The 25,047-nt window shown below is 45.7% G+C and carries 22 protein-coding genes and 1 pseudogene; 11 read left to right on the forward strand and 12 right to left on the reverse strand.

Annotated elements, in window-relative coordinates; genetic code table 11:
- Window positions 1–56 precede the first annotated feature (56 nt).
- Complete coding sequence (locus MJO57_RS23115; RefSeq protein ID WP_252019080.1) at window positions 57–587, reverse strand: Dyp-type peroxidase; 531 nt, start codon at window positions 585–587, stop codon at window positions 57–59.
- 333 nt (window positions 588–920) lie between these two features.
- On the opposite strand from MJO57_RS23115, the gene MJO57_RS23120 reads away from it, so the two are divergent.
- Window positions 921–2,579 (forward strand): transposase, encoded by a 1,659-nt coding sequence (locus MJO57_RS23120; protein WP_252017470.1) that lies wholly within the window; start codon window positions 921–923, stop codon window positions 2,577–2,579.
- 433 nt (window positions 2,580–3,012) lie between these two features.
- On the opposite strand, the gene MJO57_RS23125 is transcribed toward MJO57_RS23120, so the two are convergent.
- Window positions 3,013–4,071: a transposase gene (locus MJO57_RS23125; RefSeq protein WP_252017920.1), complete on the reverse strand. Its 1,059-nt coding sequence runs from the start codon at window positions 4,069–4,071 to the stop codon at window positions 3,013–3,015.
- A gap of 126 nt (window positions 4,072–4,197) precedes the next feature.
- Here MJO57_RS23125 and MJO57_RS23130 point away from each other — a divergent pair, with 126 nt between their 5' ends.
- Window positions 4,198–5,028 carry a lyase family protein gene (locus tag MJO57_RS23130; protein WP_371924670.1) on the forward strand — a complete coding sequence of 277 codons (831 nt, stop codon included), beginning with the start codon at window positions 4,198–4,200 and terminating at the stop codon, window positions 5,026–5,028.
- Window positions 5,029–5,076: 48 nt separating this feature from the next.
- A complete protein-coding gene (locus MJO57_RS23135; RefSeq protein WP_252017330.1) occupies window positions 5,077–6,591 on the forward strand; it encodes an IS66 family transposase in 1,515 nt (504 codons plus the stop codon).
- A 13-nt stretch (window positions 6,592–6,604) separates the two neighbouring features.
- On the opposite strand, the gene MJO57_RS23140 is transcribed toward MJO57_RS23135, so the two are convergent.
- Window positions 6,605–7,663 (reverse strand): transposase, encoded by a 1,059-nt coding sequence (locus MJO57_RS23140; protein WP_252017920.1) that lies wholly within the window; start codon window positions 7,661–7,663, stop codon window positions 6,605–6,607.
- 48 nt (window positions 7,664–7,711) lie between these two features.
- Between MJO57_RS23140 and MJO57_RS23145 the strand changes: the two are divergent.
- The 3 genes and pseudogenes from MJO57_RS23145 to MJO57_RS33415 form a co-directional block, all read left to right on the forward strand.
- Window positions 7,712–8,353: pseudogene (locus tag MJO57_RS23145) on the forward strand (lyase family protein); the annotation flags it as partial.
- 590 nt (window positions 8,354–8,943) lie between these two features.
- Entirely contained in the window at window positions 8,944–9,582 is a 639-nt protein-coding gene (locus MJO57_RS23150; protein ID WP_252019081.1) for a response regulator transcription factor, read from the forward strand.
- 700 nt (window positions 9,583–10,282) lie between these two features.
- A complete protein-coding gene (locus tag MJO57_RS33415; protein WP_371924903.1) occupies window positions 10,283–10,576 on the forward strand; it encodes a response regulator in 294 nt (97 codons plus the stop codon).
- On the opposite strand, the gene MJO57_RS23155 is transcribed toward MJO57_RS33415, so the two are convergent.
- The gene (locus MJO57_RS23155) at window positions 10,482–10,673 is read right to left on the reverse strand and encodes a hypothetical protein (protein ID WP_252019083.1); all 192 of its coding nucleotides are present in this window, start codon (window positions 10,671–10,673) and stop codon (window positions 10,482–10,484) included. The two genes, MJO57_RS33415 and MJO57_RS23155, sit on opposite strands and share 95 nt — an antisense overlap.
- On the opposite strand from MJO57_RS23155, the gene MJO57_RS23160 reads away from it, so the two are divergent.
- The 3 genes from MJO57_RS23160 to MJO57_RS23170 are packed head-to-tail and all read left to right on the forward strand — an operon-like array spanning window position 10,672 to window position 12,488.
- Window positions 10,672–11,676, forward strand: a complete 1,005-nt coding sequence (locus tag MJO57_RS23160; protein WP_252019085.1) for a transposase — start codon at window positions 10,672–10,674, stop codon at window positions 11,674–11,676. The genes MJO57_RS23155 and MJO57_RS23160 overlap by 2 nt on opposite strands.
- Window positions 11,588–12,187: a transposase gene (locus tag MJO57_RS23165; RefSeq protein WP_252019087.1), complete on the forward strand. Its 600-nt coding sequence runs from the start codon at window positions 11,588–11,590 to the stop codon at window positions 12,185–12,187. The genes MJO57_RS23160 and MJO57_RS23165 overlap by 89 nt, the downstream gene beginning before the upstream one ends.
- Window positions 12,177–12,488 (forward strand): transposase, encoded by a 312-nt coding sequence (locus MJO57_RS23170; protein ID WP_252019089.1) that lies wholly within the window; start codon window positions 12,177–12,179, stop codon window positions 12,486–12,488. Before MJO57_RS23165 ends, MJO57_RS23170 begins: the two co-directional genes overlap by 11 nt.
- A 21-nt stretch (window positions 12,489–12,509) precedes the next feature.
- Here the strand turns inward: MJO57_RS23170 and sbcB are convergent, their stop codons facing one another.
- Window positions 12,510–13,961, reverse strand: a complete 1,452-nt coding sequence (gene sbcB, locus MJO57_RS23175; RefSeq protein ID WP_252019091.1) for an exodeoxyribonuclease I — start codon at window positions 13,959–13,961, stop codon at window positions 12,510–12,512.
- A gap of 178 nt (window positions 13,962–14,139) precedes the next feature.
- Between sbcB and MJO57_RS23180 the strand changes: the two genes are divergently transcribed.
- Window positions 14,140–14,370 carry a hypothetical protein gene (locus MJO57_RS23180; RefSeq protein ID WP_252019093.1) on the forward strand — a complete coding sequence of 77 codons (231 nt, stop codon included), beginning with the start codon at window positions 14,140–14,142 and terminating at the stop codon, window positions 14,368–14,370.
- 69 nt (window positions 14,371–14,439) lie between these two features.
- On the opposite strand, the gene MJO57_RS23185 is transcribed toward MJO57_RS23180, so the two are convergent.
- The 7 genes from MJO57_RS23185 to MJO57_RS23215 all read right to left on the reverse strand — a co-directional run bounded on the left by MJO57_RS23185 (window position 14,440) and on the right by MJO57_RS23215 (window position 24,081).
- Window positions 14,440–15,063, reverse strand: coding sequence for a YigZ family protein (locus MJO57_RS23185; RefSeq protein ID WP_252019094.1), 624 nt, complete (start codon window positions 15,061–15,063; stop codon window positions 14,440–14,442).
- A gap of 51 nt (window positions 15,064–15,114) precedes the next feature.
- The gene (locus MJO57_RS23190) at window positions 15,115–15,486 is read right to left on the reverse strand and encodes a PilZ domain-containing protein (protein ID WP_252019096.1); all 372 of its coding nucleotides are present in this window, start codon (window positions 15,484–15,486) and stop codon (window positions 15,115–15,117) included.
- 123 nt (window positions 15,487–15,609) lie between these two features.
- The gene (locus tag MJO57_RS23195) at window positions 15,610–18,444 is read right to left on the reverse strand and encodes a hypothetical protein (RefSeq protein WP_252019098.1); all 2,835 of its coding nucleotides are present in this window, start codon (window positions 18,442–18,444) and stop codon (window positions 15,610–15,612) included.
- Window positions 18,431–18,724 (reverse strand): hypothetical protein, encoded by a 294-nt coding sequence (locus MJO57_RS23200; protein ID WP_252019099.1) that lies wholly within the window; start codon window positions 18,722–18,724, stop codon window positions 18,431–18,433. Before MJO57_RS23200 ends, MJO57_RS23195 begins: the two co-directional genes overlap by 14 nt.
- Before the next feature lie 26 nt (window positions 18,725–18,750).
- Window positions 18,751–19,122 (reverse strand): hypothetical protein, encoded by a 372-nt coding sequence (locus MJO57_RS23205; protein ID WP_252019101.1) that lies wholly within the window; start codon window positions 19,120–19,122, stop codon window positions 18,751–18,753.
- A 95-nt stretch (window positions 19,123–19,217) separates the two neighbouring features.
- Window positions 19,218–22,859 (reverse strand): hypothetical protein, encoded by a 3,642-nt coding sequence (locus MJO57_RS23210; RefSeq protein WP_252019103.1) that lies wholly within the window; start codon window positions 22,857–22,859, stop codon window positions 19,218–19,220.
- A 415-nt stretch (window positions 22,860–23,274) separates the two neighbouring features.
- Window positions 23,275–24,081 (reverse strand): hypothetical protein, encoded by an 807-nt coding sequence (locus tag MJO57_RS23215; RefSeq protein WP_252019105.1) that lies wholly within the window; start codon window positions 24,079–24,081, stop codon window positions 23,275–23,277.
- 347 nt (window positions 24,082–24,428) lie between these two features.
- Between MJO57_RS23215 and sodB the strand changes: the two genes are divergently transcribed.
- On the forward strand, window positions 24,429–25,007 hold the full coding sequence (gene sodB, locus MJO57_RS23220; RefSeq protein WP_252019106.1) for a superoxide dismutase [Fe]: 579 nt from the start codon (window positions 24,429–24,431) through the stop codon (window positions 25,005–25,007).
- Window positions 25,008–25,047 lie beyond the last annotated feature (40 nt).

Here is a 25,047-nt window from a genome sequence, read left to right on the forward strand (position 1 = left end):
TTAATTTTTCAGGATAAAATCTACAGTTTTCAATTGGTTGTGTTTTTGGACGAGAACTAGCTACCGCCAGTAAACGGATGATCCTCTTCACCAACCAACGCAACTGCAGCGCGGTTATCTCCTTCCGGATTTTCAGTGCCATCCACAAATCCGGTCAGGTCACGGCTATCGAGATACCGGAAGCCACTGACGTCTTCCTGGACGTGAACAATATTGCCCAGTTGGCAAAGCACCTGACTCATCAGAATGTAATTGACATCCTTACGGTCAGAACGAATGTGTAGCAGCAGGTCACCAGCGGTTGCCGGTGCTGCACGGTCTCCCTCTTTTACCGCCATAAAAGGACGCAGTAAAGCAGGCTTTGCACCAGAATAAAGCTGTTCCCAGGCATCACTGCCAATACTGATGGTAGAACACAGTCGTGCGTCCGGGTACTGGCTGGACAGGCTTTGGGTTAATTCAGGAATACCCGATAGTGTCTGGCGAATCTGCGACAGACTGCCGCTGGTATTATCTTGAATCGTCATTACCAGAAATTGGGCGTCGGTATTGGCATCCGGAGTAATGCCGGACTGAGGCGTTGGCATGATCTTAAACCTTGAAAGTCTATGATTTGAGTTGTCCGTCACATTTGTGAGCGTTATGGCCGTTTTGTTGTTAAGCCAGCTTCCCAGCGTATGATTGCATCTGTAGACTGCCTCTCAACCTTGCGCTGCAGGGGTGGCAGGGCAATGCATCAAATAAAGCCGGTGAGTATTCAGTGAGAGCTCACCTGTCTAATAGCGAATAACATTGGCGCTCTGGGAATTCTGGCTGGCCCAGATGAGCCTTCACCGGTTTCGATGGATTGATCATTATACGTAATTTCTCAAAAAGTGCTGGAAGCAGGATAATTTCGGTCAGTCGTCTATCCTCTCACCATGGCTTTTCTAGAACACCAGCAGTTACAACCTGAAGATCTACTGAGATTCATCACTCAGCAGCAAGAGCAGATCATTCAGCTCAAAGAGCAGATAGAATTGCTTGAAGCAGAGATTCGTCGTCTAAAAAAACTGCCCGCAAAGCCTGACATCAAACCAAACACCAAACCTCCCGATGATGACACCGGCAGCCCTGATGGAGATCCATCCGCTCCTGAGGGTAACGATGGAGCCAGCCCAGACACCTCGTCAAAGCAGAAGGTTAAGAAGCCCAACGAGAAAACCAGAAAGCAGCGTAAACAGCCCCGAAAGCCATCGGCGGAAAAATCCATACCCATTGCTGCCACTGATGTTCCGGAGGGATCAATCAGGAATGGAACCACCCCTTTTCATGTTCAGGAACTGACAATACAAACATCCAGTATTGAATATCTTTTAGAGCAATGGGTGACACCCGATGGACAAACCATTACGGCCAAACCGCCAGCCAGCCTTCATGGACATCATTACGGGCCAATGCTGCAGGCCTACGTTCTGCACCAGTATCATGGTTGCTCCGTTACCCAGCCAGAACTGCTGGACTGGCTATGGGACATTGGAATCTCTATTTCCAGCGGGGAACTCAGCCAGCTTCTGACGAAAGGACACGAGCAGTTCCATGCTGAGAAAGATGAGCTGTTGACTACAGGTATTCGCTGTTCAAGTTATATCCAGACAGACGACACGGGAACAAGGCATAAGGGGAAGAACGGTTACTGCACCATCATCAATAACGAGTCCTTTGCCTGGTTCGAGAGCACAGACAGCAAAAGCCGGGAAAATTTCGTAAGCCTACTGCACCGCCCATGGTCAACTTACACGTTCACCGACGATGCCTTGATCTATCTGGAAAAACTGGATTACCCCAAAAAGTGGCTACGCGTTCTTAATCCATACAGAGGCGTCACCTTCCTGAGCCATGAAGCCTGGGAAGAATGTATGAAAGACCTGAGACTAACTGGTAGACGGCGCCAGCAGGCCAGTGAAGCCATGATTTATGGCAGCCTGATACAGCATGGAGCAGGACATCTTACCACCTTCAGTGATGGGGCAAGGCAGTTCGACGTTTTCAAACACAGCCAGTGCTGGATACATGCAGAGCGAGGGCTGGCAAAAGTTCATCCGGTCAATGATCAGCAGGCCATGGCTCAGAAATGGCTTCGGACATGGTTCTGGGCCATTTACGATGACCTTAAAGACTTCAAGACAGAGCCAACTGAAAAAAAGGCAATAAAAGTACGACAGGGGTTCCAGGCGCTGATCCAAACCCAAACGTGCAGTGGGCTTCTTCAGGATGCTCTGTCAGGGTTGGCTGTAATCAAGGAAGAGCTATTACTGGTTCTGGATGACCCGAGCTTACCGCTGCACAACAACCTGAGCGAGAGTCAGATACGAGAATATGTTAAACGACGAAAGATCAGTAGTGGGACGCGAAGCGATTTGGGGCGGCAATGTCGCGACACCTTTGCCAGCCTGAAAAAAACGTGTCGCCTGTATGGTCTCTCTTTTTGGGATTATCTGAAAAGCCGACTAATGGGCGATGGGTTATTTCCGAGATTGAGTAACCTGATTGAGGAGGCTTCACGTCATCTTCCGTGTGGTGCTGCCAGCAGTTTTTGAGAAATTACCATGGCTCTTATTGGATTACAGACTGTTCCCAGATTGAACCTGGCTGAAGCACTTATCATTAAAGGCTCTCAGAGCTTTGCTCGGCAATTTGCTTGCCCTCAAGCCTTACATTGCGTGGTCCACATCCAATTTTCACTGCAGAGCAGTTCGGAAATCAAATAGAGCCATTACCATTATACTACCACTGCCAAATCTTTATTACTGTCAGAGATCAATGCAGTCTTTTCCTGATCAGCAATGCATCTCTCAAGTAACGTCCATCGACTTTAGAACCTGGTTTTTGAAGGACTGATCAATATTGATACAGATCACACCTTTTTTTATTTTTTTGATAACTTTTGTTTCCTTAGGTAGTACCACTTATTGCTAATAATTATTTGCAGGCACAGACTAAACCTAGCCAGCCTGCAATTACCAACTGAAGTTACGCAGCTAACAGCTCTCTCAGCTGCCCCAACGAAGCTTTCAGCCCTGCCATATAGATTTTGGCTCTGAGCTGAAAGTGATTCAGATTTACTTTCAATGACAATACTTCCAACCTGAAGGCTGAGTAAATTGAAAGAAAGATATGATTACTCTGTGTTCTCACAGTATGCGCCGGTGACTTGGCCATTGACGCATTCGATTTCAGCGTTTTATGGAAGACCTCGACTTTCCACCGTTTCTCGTAGATTGCCTTGAGAGTCTCGGCATCACAGTCAAGATCGCTGCAAACCAGATAGAGAATGCCTGTGCTTCCGTCTTTGTTTTTAAAGACCTGACGGTATAGCAGAACAGGGAAATCGACACCTGCTATCCACCCTTGTACAGGCTTATCTTCTGAAAAATCAACAGTATCTATACGCTGTGAACGGCCTTGTAATTTGTCGTCCAGACTGAGGGATACCTTGCGGTTTGACTTCATCGCCATCAGGAAATGTTTATTACAGTCGTGTCGAATAAACATCATATTGTCGTTTGAGCAAAACCAGCTATCTGCAAGGACATAGCGGAACATAAGCTGGTTATGGCAGCAAATCATCAGCATCTCCCGCATCATTTCATTTTTGGTTTGCTCTGCATATCGTCTTACCTTTTTTGTCTTCAAGTCGGTGTACAGGATGGTTTTCTCGATCAATTTATAGGCGACAGGAATCGACGCATCTCCGGCATGGTAGTGTGCATTGAGCAGATTTATACCTTTCACGGTGCGATTTTTTGTATGATCAAAATGCCAGGTGTTCAGGGCATTCTCTTTGCTGAACTGCTTTTCCTGAATCGTATCGTCAAAGATCAAAACCCCATCACTGCACTCAACCTGTCGCACGACGGGTTTAACGTAAAGCCATAAGTCACGACTGGTAAACTCATTGTTTGAAAGCAATCGGGTGAATTGGTCATGACTGTAGACATTATCCAAAAGCTCTGACACTCCCGTTGCAGTGGTCTTCCCAGACGACGACAACAGGTAGTCAGAATAAAGTTCTATGAGATCATTTTTCATGCCACCAATAATGGCTGATTTTCAGCAAGGTGCGTAACTTGAGTTACCAAGCTGAAAAAGCTTATCTCACAGGCTGATATGACTTTCTTCCAGTGCGCAAGTAGGGCGCTACCTTAGGCCAATAAAATGACAGACCTTACCCAATACCGAATTGAGCACGACCTGCTGGGTGAAGCTCCAGTTCCGGAAAATGTTTATTTCGGCATCCAGACCCAGCGTGCCGTTGAAAACTTTCAGATCAGTGGTGTTCAGCTGAACCATTATCCCAACCTGCCACGCGCTCTGGCGATGGTAAAGAAAGCCTGTGCATTGGCTAACCGTGATCTGGGCATGCTGGACGAGCAGAAAGCGGAAGCGATTGCTGATGCCTGTGATGAGATCATCGCAGGCCGTCTGCACGATCAGTTTGTTGTTGACATGATCCAGGGAGGGGCCGGAACCTCTACCAACATGAACGCCAACGAAGTCATCTGTAACCGTGCTCTGGAGCTGATGGGACACCGTCGTGGTGAGTACCAGTACCTGCACCCGAACACCCACGTCAACATGGCACAGTCTACCAACGACGTATACCCAACCGCTATGCGCCTGGCCATGGTACTCAAACACAAGACCCTGCTGGTGGCCATCAAAACCCTGAAAAATGCCCTGGACGTCAAAGCCAACGAGTTCAAGGACATACTGAAGATGGGCCGTACCCAGCTGCAGGACGCTGTACCTATGACTCTGGGCCAGGAATTCCGTGCATTCAGCACCACCATCGGCGAAGATGTTCAACGCATCAGCGAAATGGCTGCCCTGCTACGCGAAGTAAACCTTGGTGGTACAGCAATCGGCACCGGCATCACTGCTGACAGCCGCTATGCGCCACTGGCCATTAAGTACCTGACTGAAATTTCAGGACAAGAAATGATTCGTAACTGTTCAGCACCCCCACATAAATCTGGAATTTTCTGATTTTTATACCATCCTCTTAAGCACCATTTTTCCACAATATTCGCCAGCATGATTCCAGAACTACCCGCAACTATGTCGGCTGAGATTCTCTTGAAAGAGAATGCAGAGCTGCGGATGAGAGTTGCCTGTCTGGAAGAGCGATGTCGAGAATTGGAAGAAAAGGTTGGCAAGAACAGTCAAAACAGCAGCAAGCCGCCATCGTCTGATGGTTATCAAAAACCTTGTAAAAACAGTAATTCTCCAGATCATTCTGACGACCTTTCCGCAGATAAAGGTACCGATCCATCGGATGAAAAACCCAATCCTAAAAGTCTGAGACAGTCTTCTGGTAATAAAGCCGGTGGAAAGAAAGGGCATCAGGGCACTTGTCTTAAACAGGTCGATATCCCTGACTATATTGAGTACCTTCCGGTTAAAGAATGCAATAAATGTCAGGCGTCTCTTCTTGATAGTGAGCCGGTCAAATATATTGAACGACAGGTGTTTGAACCAGGGAGACCGGGTGAATTTGAAGTAACGGCCCATAGAGCTGAAGTAAAAATCTGCACTTGTGGTTGTCGGAATCAGGCTGAATTCCCGGAAGGTGTTACCGCTGCCGCACAATATGGCTCAGCCACACAGGCTATGGCCGTCTATCTTAACCAATACCATTTCCTGCCTTTTAAGCGCGTGTCAGAGTATTTTAATACTCTCTATAAAATGAGTGTAAGTGCAGGCACTGTCGCCAATTTTGTGGCCAGAACCTATGAAAATCTGGCTTCTACTGAAGAGGTTATTCGTGACGCCTTGCGGGAATCGTCTGTTGCCGGAGCCGATGAAACGGGTATGCGGGCCGAGGGCTCTTTGCACTGGCTACACGTTATGCGGGATGAACAATGGACGCTCTACTACTTGTCTGAAAAGCGAGGTCGTGAGGCCATGGACACGATGGGCATACTGCTAACATTTGCAGGCGTTCTGGTTCATGATCATTGGAAATCCTATTTTGCATATGCGGCAACTCACGTACTTTGCAATGCCCATCACCTGAGGGAGCTTTTGGGTGTTGTTGATAGGGACAGCAATCAACTGGCGTTGCGATTGATGAAGCTACTGAGGCTTTCCTGGCATTACTGCAAGGGCTTTAAGACCATAGGTATGCTACAGATGCCAAGTGTTGTCTGTGAACGAATCGAGAAGATTTATGACCGGTTGCTTCAGCGGGCTCTAATGAAAGAAGTCGTCTATATGGAGAAGCAACGAGAGGAGCTTAAGCGCAAGAAAGTCAAGAATACTAAAGCTTACAATCTCTTCAAACGACTCACTGAGTTCAAGGCTGAGACACTGCGCTTCATGTCAGATTTTACCATTCCCTTCGATAACAATGGCAGTGAGCGGGATGTTCGAATGGCCAAGTTAAAGCAGAAAATCTCAGGCTGCTTCAGGAGTGCAGACGGTGGTTCTATGTTTGCACGGATTCGCAGCTATTTGTCGTCTGCCAGAAAACAGGGAATGGACATATATCAATCACTTCATAGAGCTGTTCGGAATTACTGTAATATGCCTTTGCTCAGTGCTGAATAGTTACAATCTGAAGTTACGCAGCTAACAGCTCTCTCAGCTGCCCCAACGAAGCTTTCAGCCCTGCCATATAGATTTTGGCTCTGAGCTGAAAGTGATTCAGATTTACTTTCAATGACAATACTTCCAACCTGAAGGCTGAGTAAATTGAAAGAAAGATATGATTACTCTGTGTTCTCACAGTATGCGCCGGTGACTTGGCCATTGACGCATTCGATTTCAGCGTTTTATGGAAGACCTCGACTTTCCACCGTTTCTCGTAGATTGCCTTGAGAGTCTCGGCATCACAGTCAAGATCGCTGCAAACCAGATAGAGAATGCCTGTGCTTCCGTCTTTGTTTTTAAAGACCTGACGGTATAGCAGAACAGGGAAATCGACACCTGCTATCCACCCTTGTACAGGCTTATCTTCTGAAAAATCAACAGTATCTATACGCTGTGAACGGCCTTGTAATTTGTCGTCCAGACTGAGGGATACCTTGCGGTTTGACTTCATCGCCATCAGGAAATGTTTATTACAGTCGTGTCGAATAAACATCATATTGTCGTTTGAGCAAAACCAGCTATCTGCAAGGACATAGCGGAACATAAGCTGGTTATGGCAGCAAATCATCAGCATCTCCCGCATCATTTCATTTTTGGTTTGCTCTGCATATCGTCTTACCTTTTTTGTCTTCAAGTCGGTGTACAGGATGGTTTTCTCGATCAATTTATAGGCGACAGGAATCGACGCATCTCCGGCATGGTAGTGTGCATTGAGCAGATTTATACCTTTCACGGTGCGATTTTTTGTATGATCAAAATGCCAGGTGTTCAGGGCATTCTCTTTGCTGAACTGCTTTTCCTGAATCGTATCGTCAAAGATCAAAACCCCATCACTGCACTCAACCTGTCGCACGACGGGTTTAACGTAAAGCCATAAGTCACGACTGGTAAACTCATTGTTTGAAAGCAATCGGGTGAATTGGTCATGACTGTAGACATTATCCAAAAGCTCTGACACTCCCGTTGCAGTGGTCTTCCCAGACGACGACAACAGGTAGTCAGAATAAAGTTCTATGAGATCATTTTTCATGCCACCAATAATGGCTGATTTTCAGCAAGGTGCGTAACTTGAGTTACAATGATTCTTGCCGGCGACCTGGTTGAAGCCACTTCGGACATGGGTGCTTTCGTTATTTTCTCCAGCGCCCTGAAGCGCCTGGCTGTTAAGCTGTCCAAGATCAGTAACGACCTGCGGTTACTATCCAGTGGTCCCCTGTGTGGATTCAATGAAATCAACCTGCCAGAAATGCAGCCTGGTTCTTCCATTATGCCAGGCAAGGTAAACCCGGTTATTCCTGAAGCCATGAACCAGATCGCTTTCCACGTCATTGGTAACGATCATGTGGTCACTCTGGCGTCTGAAGCCGCTCAGCTTCAGCTGAACTACGCTGAGCCTGTTCTGGTGTACAAGATTCTTGAGTCTATCCAGCAATTGGCCAGCGGCATGAACATGCTGACAGAGAAGTGCATCAAAGGCATTACCGCAAACCGTGATGTTTGCCAGCGCTATGTAGACAACAGTGTTGGTCTGGTAACGGCACTGAATCCATATCTGGGCTACGAAAACTCCAGCCGTATTGCAAAAACGGCTCTGAAGAGTGGTCGTCGTGTAGTGGACCTGGTCCTCGAAGAAGGTCTTCTGACTGAAGAACAGCTGAAGGAAATTCTCAAGCCAGAAAACATGATTGCACCTTTGAACCTGAGCCAATCAGCACACTGAATGTTTTAACAGTTCACTGACCTGAGACTAAAGGCCTGTAGAAATACCGGCCTTTTTCTTTAACCCGGAAACTCACAAACAATCCCCGATAAGCACAAAACCACAACACCAACCGTATTATCCCTGATAACAATACAGGAAATATCATCTAATATAATTAGCCCTACTCAGGTTTACGTTTATTTGCGTTACATCCCCGTGAGCTTGTGCAGTCAACGGGAGTGACCGACAAAATCAGAAAAAGCCGATGCCTGTGGGAAGTATTACTCTGCATAAACTGCAAAATAATCATGCTTTCCAGTAAAAGTCAGTATTGTTTTTTTTGCTTGCCTGATAAAGCAACAGTATCATACTCTGCTAAACTTTTTTGCCAAGAGACGCTAAAATGTAGAGTGAATTCCACGGCCCTTAAGCATTCTTTTTCAACCTGCGTTATCTCCGGCGAACTTCCGGATTACACAGTTTATACAGTTGATGCTCAAAAAGCGTTAACAACGGCTTTCCCGCATCACCTCTTTCCAGCCTGATGGCGAAAACATCAAATTATACGGCAAATTTCTCACAGTGGAGTCATTATGCAGCAACAGGACATGAAGCAAGAACCAACCGTATTTATCATCGATGATGACGAGGCAGTCCGTGACTCGCTGAAAATGTTGATGAGATCGGTAGGTCAGACTGTAGAAGCTTTTTCTTCACCTGCTGAGTTCCTTGAAGTATACGACGAAAACCGCCCTGGCTGTATCGTGCTGGATATCCGTATGCCCGGCATGAGCGGCCTTGAGCTCCAGAACAAGCTAAATGAGATGCACTGCATCCTTCCCATCATCTTCATTACTGGTCACGGTGATGTGCCTATGGCGGTTCAGGCGATCAAAGATGGTGCCATGAACTTTATCCAGAAGCCTTTCCGCGACCAGGAGCTTTTGGACTTGATCAACGATGCCCTGAAACTGGACACCCAGCAGAGAAAAGAACTACTGGAGCACAAAGAGATTCTGCGTCGGCTGTCCACGCTCACTGATCGTGAGCGTGAAGTGCTGCACCACGTGGTTGAGGGTAAGGCCAATAAAGTCATTGCTGCAGATATCAACCTGAGCCAGCGTACGGTGGAAATCCATAGGTCCCGTGTTATGGAAAAAATGGGTACCAAGTCCCTTGCACATCTCGTGCGCCAGGTTATGCAGGTAAAAGATCACCTGGATGGCGAATTTAACTTCAAAATCTAAGCTGTTCCTGCTCGCTCCGCATGCCTTATCAATACAAGGTTGCGGAGCCTCCTCTGCTTAAGCCAAACCGACTCATCATATTTTGGCTATTGAAACAGACAGCTTGAACCTTGATATAAAGTTTCAATACAGTGATTGATGGAACGAAAAGTATTTACTGGTGTTAAAATGGAATTACCCCAAAGTCATTACGGGGTTGACCAAATTATGACCCATTATCATTTCTGTTTAATTCAAAAAAAATGGTCTAAACGAATAATACAATAGTTGAACGAACGAACAGTCATATACTTAGGTACTCGCCGAATAACGTCAAGTACATCCCTCCATTCAGGAATAAGCCAGCTAAACCTAAACTGAAGTCGTACCATTAGACAATGGCAAGAAGAGAAGATGAAATACTTTCCAATCAGTTTGGGTTTAATTTGATCAGTGCGTATTTCATATTTTCAAGGTTACTTCTTGAGCTGCTGTTAACGACGGAATAATGTGTATGTTCATTTGCATGCATAACATGCCCACTAGTTATCGATAGCAGTAGACTTACAGCTGTTTCATTGCAACTTACATTGCAAACGACAGGTTTCTTTTATACCGCAAGGTTGCCTTTATGAATCTCGCTACCCACTGCTCAGTCTACTTATTGGAACAGGATTCCGGCACTACCGAGACTATCCGCAGCCTATGCCATGAAAAATCCATGGAGCTTATCTGTTTTAGTTCACTCTTTGAACTGCTAAATGCACTTAAAGCAGACAAACCGTCCTGTATCATTGCTGCTAATGACCAGCCTCATGGGCAAGCTTTGAGTCTAATGCAGGATCTGGCCACTGGCAATCACCAGGTTCCGGTTATCATCCTTGGCCATCACAACGATGTCTCCAGTGCTGTTGCAGCCATTAAAGCAGGCGCGGTCGATTATATTGAAAAACCAACCATATACGGTCGGCTTGCAGAACAGCTAAACCTGGTCGTAAAACATTCATTTCAATAACTAAAAGTAACTGTTCAGCACCCCCACATAAATCTGGAATTTTCTGATTTTTATACCATCCTCTTAAGCACCATTTTTCCACAATATTCGCCAGCATGATTCCAGAACTACCCGCAACTATGTCGGCTGAGATTCTCTTGAAAGAGAATGCAGAGCTGCGGATGAGAGTTGCCTGTCTGGAAGAGCGATGTCGAGAATTGGAAGAAAAGGTTGGCAAGAACAGTCAAAACAGCAGCAAGCCGCCATCGTCTGATGGTTATCAAAAACCTTGTAAAAACAGTAATTCTCCAGATCATTCTGACGACCTTTCCGCAGATAAAGGTACCGATCCATCGGATGAAAAACCCAATCCTAAAAGTCTGAGACAGTCTTCTGGTAATAAAGCCGGTGGAAAGAAAGGGCATCAGGGCACTTGTCTTAAACAGGTCGATATCCCTGACTATATTGAGTACCTTCCGGTTAAAGAATGCAATAAATGTCAGGCGTCTCTTCTTGATAGTGAGCCGGTCAAATATATTGAACGACAGGTGTTTGAACCAGGGAGACCGGGTGAATTTGAAGTAACGGCCCATAGAGCTGAAGTAAAAATCTGCACTTGTGGTTGTCGGAATCAGGCTGAATTCCCGGAAGGTGTTACCGCTGCCGCACAATATGGCTCAGCCACACAGGCTATGGCCGTCTATCTTAACCAATACCATTTCCTGCCTTTTAAGCGCGTGTCAGAGTATTTTAATACTCTCTATAAAATGAGTGTAAGTGCAGGCACTGTCGCCAATTTTGTGGCCAGAACCTATGAAAATCTGGCTTCTACTGAAGAGGTTATTCGTGACGCCTTGCGGGAATCGTCTGTTGCCGGAGCCGATGAAACGGGTATGCGGGCCGAGGGCTCTTTGCACTGGCTACACGTTATGCGGGATGAACAATGGACGCTCTACTACTTGTCTGAAAAGCGAGGTCGTGAGGCCATGGACACGATGGGCATACTGCTAACATTTGCAGGCGTTCTGGTTCATGATCATTGGAAATCCTATTTTGCATATGCGGCAAACTCACGTACTTTGCAATGCCCATCACCTGAGGGAGCTTTTGGGTGTTGTTGATAGGGACAGCAATCAACTGGCGTTGCGATTGATGAAGCTACTGAGGCTTTCCTGGCATTACTGCAAGGGCTTTAAGACCATAGGTATGCTACAGATGCCAAGTGTTGTCTGTGAACGAATCGAGAAGATTTATGACCGGTTGCTTCAGCGGGCTCTAATGAAAGAAGTCGTCTATATGGAGAAGCAACGAGAGGAGCTTAAGCGCAAGAAAGTCAAGAATACTAAAGCTTACAATCTCTTCAAACGACTCACTGAGTTCAAGGCTGAGACACTGCGCTTCATGTCAGATTTTACCATTCCCTTCGATAACAATGCAGTGAGCGGGATGTTTCGAATGGCCAAGTTAAAGCAGAAAATCTCAGGCTGCTTCAGGAGTGCAGACGGTGGTTCTATGTTTGCACGGATTCGCAGCTATTTGTCGTCTGCCAGAAAACAGGGAATGGACATATATCAATCACTTCATAGAGCTGTTCGGAATTACTGTAATATGCCTTTGCTCAGTGCTGAATAGTTACAAGAATACTAAAGCTTACAATCTCTTCAAACGACTCACTGAGTTCAAGGCTGAGACACTGCGCTTCATGTCAGATTTTACCATTCCCTTCGATAACAATGGCAGTGAGCGGGATGTTCGAATGGCCAAGTTAAAGCAGAAAATCTCAGGCTGCTTCAGGAGTGCAGACGGTGGTTCTATGTTTGCACGGATTCGCAGCTATTTGTCGTCTGCCAGAAAACAGGGAATGGACATATATCAATCACTTCATAGAGCTGTTCGGAATTACTGTAATATGCCTTTGCTCAGTGCTGAATAGTTACAACTAAAAAATAAAAATCTAATTAGACAGGATTTTCACACACCCCTGTACGTAATCAGACAATTGTGCCAGTAGATGTTGCTTTTCCAAATCTCCCTCAGCGATTGCCTGAGCCTCTCTAAACTCGTTCCAGAAATGATCAAACGTTAAAAGTTGATTATTTTCCGGGTGCAACTGCCCTGACAATCGATCCCGGCAATATTGCTTCCAAAGCAACCGTTCCTCTTGATCCATGGTTTCAAAATAATGCCGACCACGATATCGAAACAACATTTCCTCCAGTCGTTTATCTGAAAACGAGAGGCCAAGCTGCGACAGGTGTGAAGGATTCGATGTGACTATCCGGCTCATTTCATTCCTGTCGGCAGGCGAGAAAAAGCCACCAGAATAAATCATCTGATCCGGGTCTGTAGCCTTTATAGATGGAGACTCTGAAAACACCTGTCTGAGCTTTGCTGCGAGTTTGTTATCAGCCATCAGCTGGTTTCGGTGTGCTTCACACCTGGCAAGGTCTAATTCAAGACGATCCTGATCTTCTGCCCTCAACACCCCCAGTGGAGCAACTGCAGGGCATTTATTAATATGGACGGTCTTTAGTGGGATTCGGTCTTCACCATCTCCCAATTGATCAACCGGGGTAAAAAGCCTCCGCCGTATATCTTCCACAGATAAATGCAATAAGGGTAATGGATCGACTGATAGATCGTAAACAACCACACCATTGCGATTTACCGGATGATCAATCAGCGGCATCACGACAGCAAGATTATTCCGTCGTGCTCCAAACATACCGGAAACATGTACGACCATTTGCTGACTGACCAGATTTAACAGCCCGGATACTTCACGTTTACCACGGTGAGAAAGATAGAACTGGAAGACTCTGGGCTGCTGTTGCCGAATCAATCTTGCCAGTGCAATTGTTGCCCGCACATCGCTCAGTGCATCATGAGCAGCCCCATGATCCACACCATTTGCAGCCGTGATCTCTTCCAGCCTGAAGCTTTTGCAACCATCTTCACGCAGCGGCCACTCAATGCCTTCAGGCCTCAAAGCAGCAGTCAACCTGACCAGGTCAATTAAATCCCAGCGACTGTTGCCGTTCTGCCACTCCCGGGCATAGGGATCATAAAAATTACGGTAGAGGATATTCCGGGTCACTTCATCATCAAAACGAATGGTGTTATAGCCCAGCGCACAAGTGCCCGGAACCATTAACTCAGTATGAATGCTATGAATAAACTCAGGTTCCGCTACTCCCTGCTCATTAACCTTCTGAGGCGTCAAGCCGGTTACCAGGCAGGCCATGGGATTAGGCAGATGATCCTCCGGTAACTTACAGAAAATATTCAGCGGTTCCCCCACCTCATTCAACTCTGCATCGGTACGGATACCCGCAAACTGGGCTGGCCAGTCAAGCGCAGGATCAGTACCGAAAGTCTCATAGTCGTGAAAATAAAAAGAGATCATTTAATAGCCTTCAATGGTGTGCATTACTCATTGATTCTGTCCTGAGACATTACAGTATCGCTGGCCCAGGCCAAAGAAGCCAGAGAGCTTTTAACCGATGCCCTCACTCAATTAATAAAAACACTTTCGGTCAGCAATCGCCTTGCCGATATCACACTTTGAGAAGAGGAGGGAGAAAATGAAAGAAGGAGATAAGCGCCATGGTACTTTTAACCCGGTTTTCAAGGGAAATTACCCACTGTGTCTGCAAGCGATAGCAGGACTGAGAATCGAGTGGCAATACATGGGGGATAGCACCATGCCTCCACTTGGCACCGGACTGTTTATGGCCATGACTGACAACAAACATCTGCAAGACCAGAGGTACTGGGTCTACGAAGATGCCATTGAGTTTGATGGCAATAATTAGAGGGGGGCACTAGCCCCCTTTTATTCACCGGGCTGATGGTTTAAACGTCCGCTATTGAGACAGAAAGGCTCAAACATCATCATCCTGCCACTGAATAATAATTTTTCCGCGGCTTGTATCGTACAAATGGCAGGCAAGCTCGTCGCTTCCGGTTTCTGGCATTGAAACCGTCATCCGGACTGACTGATCATAGTCACAACGTTCAAGACTTCCACGAAACTGGTCAAGGTGATGGCGAACCATCTGCTCATGAGCATAGTCGCAGACGAGAACACCACTTCTTAATGTAACCCGCCGCTCCAGAGGCAAGATTTCACAGGCCTGCTGAACGGAAGCACTGTAAGCCCTGACCAGGCCACCAGCACCCAGTTTCACTCCACCAAAGTAGCGTACAACCACAGCCACGATATCACCAACGCGCTTGTGCTGAAGCACATTCAACATCGGACGACCAGCGGTACCGGAAGGTTCTCCATCGTCATCAAAACCAACCACTGCACCGCCATCCGGTGCGCCTGCGACAAAGGCTGAACAGTGATGAGTGGCATCCGGGTATTCGATACGTTTTGCTTCGACAAACGCCAGTGCTTCCTGGCGGGAGTGGGCCGGAGCAATAGAGGTAATAAAACGGCTTTTTTTGACTTCGGTTTCAACCGTTATAACTTTTGCAGGGACAACGTAATCAACAGACATGACGACCAGGAACATCAAACACTTGGTAGCGTATAATTCTACCTGAAAACGTCAGTCTGCGACCTCTGCAAAGGTAAAATAATTTTTCAGTGTTTCAACCAGATCAATAATATCATGACCAGCATTTACGATACTGTAGCCTGAGTCAAAATATTCCGGCCCCACATCAGGCTTGCACCAATGGCACCGTGCATCAAAATCCAGATACTGCTCTCCTATGTCATCATCGGGAAGAATAATGCGCATATTATACACAGCACCGATCAAAACAGGGACAGAACTGATCAGCATTAAGCCATTACAACTGATGTTGCCAATACCCCCCATCCCCCTCATGGTATTGCGATTATAAATTTTAAGATAATCCTGCAACTGATGACGTTTAATCGAGCGGCGTTCCTTGCCACTGGGTATTAATGACATATATCACGCCTTGTTTGCTTAAACATAGATAACCAGACACCATCTTATGAGTACTTTTAATTCAGAGTCTCAATACTTCAAGCCAAACCTTTCAGTTTTTCTGTAAAAGTCAACAGGAAAAATTTATTGTAATTTGATTTTTTCCCTTCTATCTATTCTATCCTGAGACTGAATGGCAAGGTCAGTCAGATCGTCTCTATATTTTCTATTGTCCTTTAAAAGTTCACCCTTAATATGTTCGAGACTGGCCACCAATAGAGGGTCTTTCCCATTCCCCAATGCTGTTATGGCCATTTGCCTGGCGCTGTTCTCATTTCTCATCTTATCAAGGGAATCATACTCCACCTTGGCTTGACCATCTGGCCCAGAAGCATTAATTCTCCAGTTCCAACCATTTGCCTTTCCAGACTTAACCAAGTTGATTCGAGTAGGGTTGTTATTCGGTGATGGATATAATCTGTTGATTCTGTCTCGAGTGTTGACAAAATTTCTGGAGTTTAACCCACCCATTCCTTTTTCTAAAATTTCACACATCTTACCAAATTTTGGGCCATTGCTATTAAGTTTGCCCGATTTAAATTCGATACCAGACAGTTGAGTGGCCAGACCATGATAGAAAATCTCCAGCGCACTGTCTCTCTCCCTACAAAACTCCGTCAGAGCTTGCAAATCCCCAGCCTGAAGATCAGTGAACTTTTTATTTAAATCTTCATGTAGCTTTTTTATCTTTTTCCAGTCTTTGGATTTAGAGAGTACAAGTGTTCCATCAGACTTGGTTACTTTTTCTGACTGCTTACCATAATTGCAAAGAGTCCCAAGATTTTCATACACATCATCTGCCGTCTTTTTTAATTCGTTACAATAGTTCATCAGCTCAGGAGGAATTTCAGTCTTTTTAACCTGTGAATCTGGAGTAATCCCTCTTTCCTGCAACCGACTAATGCACGCTTTAATTTCACTATCCATATGTGAACTGTTAGCAAATGTTTCAAGAGGTACGTCTTTATCAAAGTCCTCAAACCTTTCTCTCTCAATTTCTTTTAACTCTTTGTGAACCGCTGCTCTTAATTGTTTTTCAAATTCGTCCACGTACACGTCATGATCGTACTCTTGCGCTCTGGAATGAACAGCACCCGGAGTAAGTACAGAATCAAGCCTAACCCTTTCAAGCACAGTCCTTGCCTCTTCCTCACGCCAGGCATGGGCACCAAATAAAATGCCTTCGGCTTCTGAGCGCTTAACGCCACTGGCAATGTCCTCTTCACGTGCTTTGACTGGTTCGGATTTTTCACGAAGCGCCATGACTCCCCCGACCATGTCAAGATATCTATCTTGCTCAAGTCTCTGGGCGCTTTTAAAATCTTTCAACGCTTTTACTATGGGCCTATCTTTAGGAAAGACATCACATTCCCATGAATTAATATAAGCGTCCAAATCATGGGCAAGATTATCCTCATAGCTACCGTCTTTATCAGGTGGCGTAACATGGAGTACTGAATGGATCACGCGTCGCTGTTCAAGACTCAGTTCACCTGCAGATTCAATATTGAGAGCAGATGCAAGCTGTTTCCAGGCTTTATCCCTATCAGCCTGTGCTCTCTCATAAGCAGTAACCAGACCCTTGTGCTTTTCCCGGACATCCTCACTGACACAAGCCTTATCCGGATCAGTCGATGGATCCATCACCATAAACAAATTCTGCATTTTGAGACTGCCTGACTTGCGCATGGAACGCCCCACCTGCTGCAGTGTTACACTGCTACGCCCGCTGGCGTCTTCAAGAAAGCCAAAATGAATACCCATACTTTCAGCGCTTTGAGGACAATCCGTCCCAACACCCTGTGTACTATCCAACCGAACGTCATAATCTTCAGGGTGGTTACGAATCAAAGTCTCCATTTCAGGGGTAACCGTGGCATTTTCGCCCTGATATTTTTTATCTTGCGGATGGTATAAACAGAGGTTTTTCTGGTCGTTATAATACAACAGACCGCGCGCCACTCCCCCTCTGGCCTTTTTTAAATTCTCATGGTCACTCTTGACGTTCTCAAACCTGTTTTTTCCATCATCATTGCCATCAAACAGAATGATCTGTTTATCCTTTCCTGCCCCTTCCATTGCCTGACCAATAATACGAATTCTATCTTCTGGCTTTGATGTGCCTCTGGATAAAATAGGCCTTGCCTTGGCAAGCCAGTTTAAGAATCTGGCATCGGTTGTCTTCGGATCCGACACACATTTAGCTGCAGCTTCGGCCACCGTCGCTGATTGCGTCAATGCGGCCATGGCAAAGCCGGTTCCCATGGTTGCTGAGAGGCAGATTTTATTCTTGCTGGCACTCAAAAAAGCGGACTGTACTTCCACTATTTCTCTGGTAGTTGTTGGCTGAGTATTCAGAGGTTTCAACGCCCATCCCATTTCAGTCGCTGGCTCATGCAGCTCATCTATTCTGCCAGGCATAACTGAAGGGCCGTATTCATCAAAAATATTCAGGCCACTGTATTGCAATAAGTCCACTATTTTTTCCGATATGGCGACTTCTCTTCTTAGCTGATTTACTTCTTCTTCCAGTTTAGCTTTATCGTCTCCTGATAGGTGGGTTGTTTTTAACTCATCCATCTTCGACTTCAATTTGGTATTTAACTTTTCTTTCAGTATTTTCAGTAGCTGAACATCTTTTGTTGAAATACCCAGAGGCTCATTTTGCTGAACCATTTCCAGAATCTCATTCAGGTTTTCTTCTGTCCACCATTTCCCGGGAGCACCCCCTTCCATTGGAGGTACATATTTTTCAAAAATATTCAGTCTTCTGTACTCAATGCCCTGTTCCGCAAAATAATGATAAAGTGAATGGTCCAGTTCAGCCTGGTTACTCGGTGGCGCAATGATTCGGACGGGATGCCCTTTTCTGTAGGCCTGATCAGCTGCAAGAGGGATAATTGTTTTACTTTTCCCCATAGCCGGTACCCAGTTTGAAAACCAGGCTATGACTGTTGGCACCTTTCCCTTCCTGCCTCATGTCATTGACAAAATCAAATACCTTTTCGGCCATCTCGGGCTGGGTGCCACGCAACATTAGCCCACCCTGCTCAAATGACAACATTACCCGGTTTTGTTCATCCAGAGCCTTGCTATAGTGGTCTTTAATCCGATCACTGGCCTCTTTCTGTTCTCCGGCCAATAGCGCCATATCCAGATTCAACACCTGACAAGCGCCTGTAAACTCTTCTTTTTTCATCAACTGACTTTCACTTCTAACCGTTGTCAGCCTGTTTTCAGAGCCCCCATACGCCGTCCCATGCTGATGCAAAAGTCTCTCTCATTTTTCACCAGCATCAGTTGCACCAGCTCTTCACAAAACGAGTCACCATTCACAGTAACCCAGTCCGGCAGCCTTCCATTTTTAAACTGCGTAATAGCATAATCAACCAGCTCATCATCCCGGTAAATATCCAGTTTCTCCGGTTGAGGGTGATGACCTCTTAATTCAGCTCCCAGTGTTCGAGTCAGGTCATTCGCGCCCATATGTAAACGAAGCTGACGATCACGATTCACTTTGATCACTTTTGCAAAATTTAACTCAACTTGCTGAATAGAGCCTTCAGTCCATTTTTTTGGCCTCAGGTTTAATTTCACAGCCGGCAAATACCGACATGTTTTTAAAGGCATCGTCTTTAAAGACTTCAAGATCCTTCTCACCAAGCTTGATCAACTCATTACTGCCAAACTGCTCACGACATTGTTTGAAATAGCTGCTGCCAACTGAATCGAAACCGGCATCCATAGAAAGTCTTTGGTAACGCTGAAGCTCTGGTTCCAATCGTGCATCTGCCCAGGGCTGTACCAGTTTTGCCCTTGTTTTCTTTTACGTTTTGAGTCTCACTGTATTGGCTATTCTTCACGAACGCGTTTTGCAAGAGATGATGTTGCTTCTCGGTTTTAATCAATTTATCCAGGCGCTGATTCTCCGAACGTGTGGCAATATCATGCGCTGTTTGGCTATACAATGCAGCCAACTCTTGATGGGTACCCTTCGAGTTCCATTTATCACGAACCCAGCTAACTGCGCCGAGAAGCTTTTCTGCCTTGTCGCTTTCCCTGGAGCCCTCTTTAACATCACTGTATTGGCTCGTATCAACTAAACCAGGACCTCTTGCTGCCCTCAGAAAAAACTCAGCATCAACTGTTTCTTCAAACACTTCTTCCTGATTGGTAGCCGCTATCGGCTTTGGCTTTAAATCTCCCTTACCATCAGGCTCGTATAAGAAATATCTGCTCCCCTCTCCTGCTCTTTGCAACACCAGAATACCCGTCTTGCCATCATCGGCCCTGACTGGCAACCAGTTGCCGACAAAAGCAGGTTGAGAGTTCGGGAACTGGTACATAAAGCGAGGGTGTATAGTATAATGCCTGTTGCCCAGCATGCCATGCCATTCACCATTCCTGTTTTTTTCAAAGACAACGCCTGCCGGATTTCCCCTTTCTACCACAACACTTTCAGCACCTTCATCCGATTTGCAGTAATAAGCACCGGAAATCCCTTCAAAAAACTGATTCAGAGGACCATTTCCTCCCCTGATCTTTGTTTTTGTGTAAGACAGCTCTCTTTTGCCTTCAAAGTTTTCCAGGGTCTCGATATCAAGAATATCTTTTGAACCATGAAATGCACTCATAAATTTATCGGTAAGACCACGTGCTTCAGGAAACTTGTCTTCATGACCCAGTTCCAGTCTCTTCTGAAGACTTTCACAGCGTTTTTGCAGTTTCAAATATCGATACTCGCCATCATACTGGTATTGCCCGGTTGCTGGATCTTTGGTTCCCTTTGCCTGTAACTTGTCCCCGTGCTGATGGGCAGATTCGACAGCCAGTTTGGAATTGGTCTTGGCAAGATCATCTGTGCATACCTTCAGCACATCTTCCATATTCGGCACAGGATAAAGATCAAATTGATCCCTGATGTCGAGAAGTCCGGTAATAAAAGCGGCTTTTACTTTCTCTTTTCCTTGTACTGCTCTATTTACAATGCCCTCATGATCTTCCTTTAAACTGTTAATCAGTGCGAGCAACATCGGCCTGATGTTATCATCTTCTACCATCCGGGCGGCCTGTTTTTGACTATCAGATAATTCCACTACCGGTTGTTCTTTATTACCTTCGAATAACTGATTAAGTGCTAACTCATGCTGCTTGATAGCTTCCGAGGCAAACTGCTTACCTCTACTGCTCAATTTACCCTGATGAACACGGGCAGGGATTCTCTGTGGATCGAGCTGTTTTAATCTCTGGGCGTACTGCATATAAAGCAATTGACGCTCACCATGATCAGTAGTTGCTTTAACTTCCTCTGCACATCTCCTCACTAATTCCCCAGCGACTCGATCAATGATTTGCCCAGCAAGATAACTGCACCCCTCACCACTATTCAAGGTAATTTCTCGAGCTAAATATGGAAATACCTCTGCCATAAATTCATCAGTATCGGGATAGTTGTCACTGATCTTATGAAGATTTTCAAACCACTCCTTAACCGCCTCGCCACTACTGATTACTGCGTTTGATCGTTCAATACTTGATACCTGATTATTAAGATCCTCTTTATATACATTGGCTATTCTTTTCAGTTCAGCAATTTCTGCACTCTGTTTCGGATATTTATTTTCGAAAAGCTCAACGGTCTTATCTATTTCGCTCGCAAGGGTTGTAATTTTCCCTTTAATCGCATTTCGTAATCCAATATGACTGGGCTCAAGCGTCCTTTCATCTACCCAGGGAAGTGTGTCTGCTTTTATTTTCTCTGCTTCTTTCCACTTATTAAACTCATCCACCCGAGCAGCCATACCGTTTACATCTTCCTGGAGGGCTGCCATGTTCCGATGCACCCTGGAAACACTGACGTCATCATTATTTACCGGGACATTGTTTAACCACAGCTCCAATTCCCTGATGTCTTCATCAGAAGATGGTACCGAATGACTTTCCGTAAGTACTGAAGGCCAGGTCACTTTCGGGAACCCTGTTGATTCCATTGCGGATGGGGATGAAGTTGGTGTTGTGGGTAACGATCCGATACCTGAGTCCCGCCTTTCTAATCCACCCGGATTGCTTAATCCTTGAGAATCAAGCTTACCCTCTTCTGGCACCACGGTTGTCAGGCCATTATCGTCGACAACTTCTAATGGTTGAGTATTTTCACCTATACCATCGATCACTACTGGTGCTACGAGTGTTGAGCTGTTGTCACCAGTCACTTCTGGCACTGCTGGCGTTAGACTATTACCACCAGTCACGCCTGATGCTATTGGTTTTGGACTATTGCTGTCTTCGGTCACCTCAGGAATCAAATTGGTTCCACGATCGGCGACCATCACCCCCGGCATCGAACTTGTTGAGTTATCAGCAAACGGTGAAGTCAGACTGCTGCTATCGGGCACAACCGGAGTTCTCTGCGGGTCTGCTGAAGTTGCCTCATCAAAGCTATTTATTGGCGTGGTCTGTGTCGACCTATCGTTCACTCCAGACATTCTCTGGCTATTCAGCATGGTCTCGGTGTTGTGATCGGGGACGACTTGCGTTCTCTGCCTGTCTGGCGTGATTGCGGTAGTGTCATCAGATACTGGAGTTCTCGGCCCTTCCGGCGAAGTCACGGTGGTGTCATCGGGCACGGCTGGTGTTCTCTGGTCATCCGCTGAAGAGGGAGTCACAGGGCGCGACCCATAACCAGATTCCTCATCTTCATCCCTGACTGGAATGATGACTTCTTGTGCCGTTACTCCCGAACGTCCAACGCTGTAGTTGTCGAGTATCTTTCCAAGCTTTTCCACATAATTAATAAGTTGTTTGCCTGTGATTAATGTTTTGTCATAACCTTCATAAAAGTGCAGCTCCCTGAGTTCATTCATCGTCGAAACAATAATTTGTGCGAGTTCTTTTGGACTAGTTAAATCAATTGTTTTGATAGCACCCAAGTGATTTTGGAATTTTTTTGAGAAATCATTAGTCTGATCTATTTCTGTTTTTTCTGCCTTGGCTTGAATATCTCTTAAAATAATCTCAACTTCATTTTGATCTGACTGTAGGCTTTGATTATTAGCCTTAATATCTCCATCACTCTTTAATGCATTTTCTATATCACGAAAATGTTTAGACTTTAGCAATCCACTGATTTGTGTATCAAGAACAGGAACAGGGCGAATACTTCTGGTATGAAATGGTTTCCCGGGAACTTGGTGTGAATTACCCCGAGGCGTTTGGACATGCGTGTAACGTTTAGAACTTATACCACCTTTACCCTTAGAGGTTTCCAGCTCACCCCTGGGAAACTCTGGTGGTGTTGAAAAGCTGTTTCCTCTTGGCCCGTCGATATTACTCATAACCAGTCCTGACTATTTATTGTCCTTAACTATCAGCAGGCAATCAATTGAAGAAACAACATCAGACCAAACTACTGGAGCCTGATTAATTCATGATTACGCCTATTAATTTCAGGCTAGCAGAATTGAGCTCCTTATTAAGCCATTAAGATAAAACTCAGGTTAGTTAGCAATAAAACCAATCAGACTGAACAATTTCCCCCCAAAACCAAACATCAATATTTTTTAACATCCTATTCAGGACGTTTTTTTGACTCGCCCAACAAAATATACCTGTTTAGAACCAATCATTAATTAAGCAATAAAATCAAACAATTAAATAAACAGGATTTACAGAGATACGATGGGAAGCAGCATGACCGGCAAACCAAAATAATTATTTCCACCGGCCGCTTCCTTTCCAAAACATTAACGGCTACTGAATGGTCAGCCCTTTGTCTTCAGGATTTCCAAGATCCCGCATGGTGTTTTCCAACTGCTGCAACCGCAGGGAGACCTGACTCTGGAAAGCACTCAGCTTTTTGCTGAGTTCCTCCTGAGTTTGAGCAGATGACTTAATTTGCTGCTGAACACTCTGTTGTGTTGATAAAGTGTTCTTTAAACCATCAACTTCAGCTTTAAGTGCTTCAACACGGTTGATCATACCCGAATTCGCAACCAGCTGCTCAGTGGTTATTGCCTTCATCATCTGGTCCAGTTCATCCAGCTTTGAGACCGCCTGCTCTGAAGATCTTTTGGCAGCATCAGACTGTTTGACAGCAAGGTCTACGGTCTTTGCACCCTGTTCAATCTTCTCTTTATTCTCATTAATCCACTGACGGTTTCTTTTGTTAGAAACATCCCAGAGTTTGCGAATTTCGGAGTTCACCACTTTTAGTTCTGAACGGAAAATGGAGTCACTCTGGTTAATGGTTTCGCCGGTTTGAGAAACCTGCCCTGTCACCAGACCCAGTTGATCCCGGGTTGCCTGAAGTTCCTGCCGGGTATCCTTGAGCTCCTTTTGCAGCTCAGTCACCTGCCAGTAACCACCGGCACTAATTCCGGCCAGCAGCACAAACAAGACACCGGAAACCAGGTGACCCGCACCACCACGTTTAGTGGTGGCAGCAGGCTTACTGACACTTTTCGGCCCAGTGCCTGTTGTACGGTGCCTGGAAGGCCGCTGTTCAGCGGTTATGGACAGGTCCTGATTTGACTGATGAATCTTTTTATCCTCTTGCATAGACACTGCTTTTAATCAAAAACACCACTTCGCTTCAGCTATGTACCCTTTCGGCTACTACCTTAAGGCCACTATCTTAAGGCTACTATCTTAAGGCTAAGTAAGAAGCAGTGTTCCCAGCCCTTGGCTGTTCACAAAAATAAATGAGGGAACATTGTAGAAGAAAGAAATTCAACCCCCAACCTTTTATTCAACGTATAGGATCATATTGGACTTGAAATTTCTGTGACAAACCTCAAGATACAGCCCACATGGATTCGTAGTAGTCACAGTGCTACTATCACTTTGCGAAAAATCAGGTCTCTGAGCGAAACCAATAATATTCCAACCACAGCGGGAGAACACAAATGGCTTTTCAACTGCCTGAGTTGCCTTACGAGCGCGACGCCCTGGAACCCCATATCTCCAGGGAAACCCTGGATTACCATTACGGCAAACATCACAACACTTACGTTGTCAAACTGAACGGTCTGGTTGAAGGCACCGAGCTGGAAAACCAGAGCCTGGAAGAGATCATCAAAACATCTGAAGGTGGCATCTTCAACAACGCGGCCCAGGTATGGAACCACACCTTCTACTGGAACTGCCTGAGTCCCGATGGCGGCGGCAAGCCTTCCGATGAGCTGGCAGCTGCTATCGACAAATCCTTTGGCTCTTTTGATGAGTTCGTTGCCAAGTTCTCTGACATGGCCGTCAACAACTTTGGTTCTTCCTGGACCTGGCTGGTGAAAAACACTGACGGTTCCCTGGAGATTGTAAACACCAGCAACGCTGGTACTCCAATCACTGGCGACCAGAAGCCATTGCTGACCTGCGACCTGTGGGAGCACGCCTACTACATCGATTACCGTAACCTGCGTCCAGACTACCTGAAAGGTTTCTGGGCTCTGGTGAACTGGGAGTTCGTTGCTGCTAACTTCGCTTAAGCAACATTCAATTGTCCGATAGCCAATTAAGTTGGGAAAC

The organism is Endozoicomonas sp. SCSIO W0465 (genome assembly GCF_023716865.1).
Classification (GTDB): domain Bacteria; phylum Pseudomonadota; class Gammaproteobacteria; order Pseudomonadales; family Endozoicomonadaceae; genus Endozoicomonas.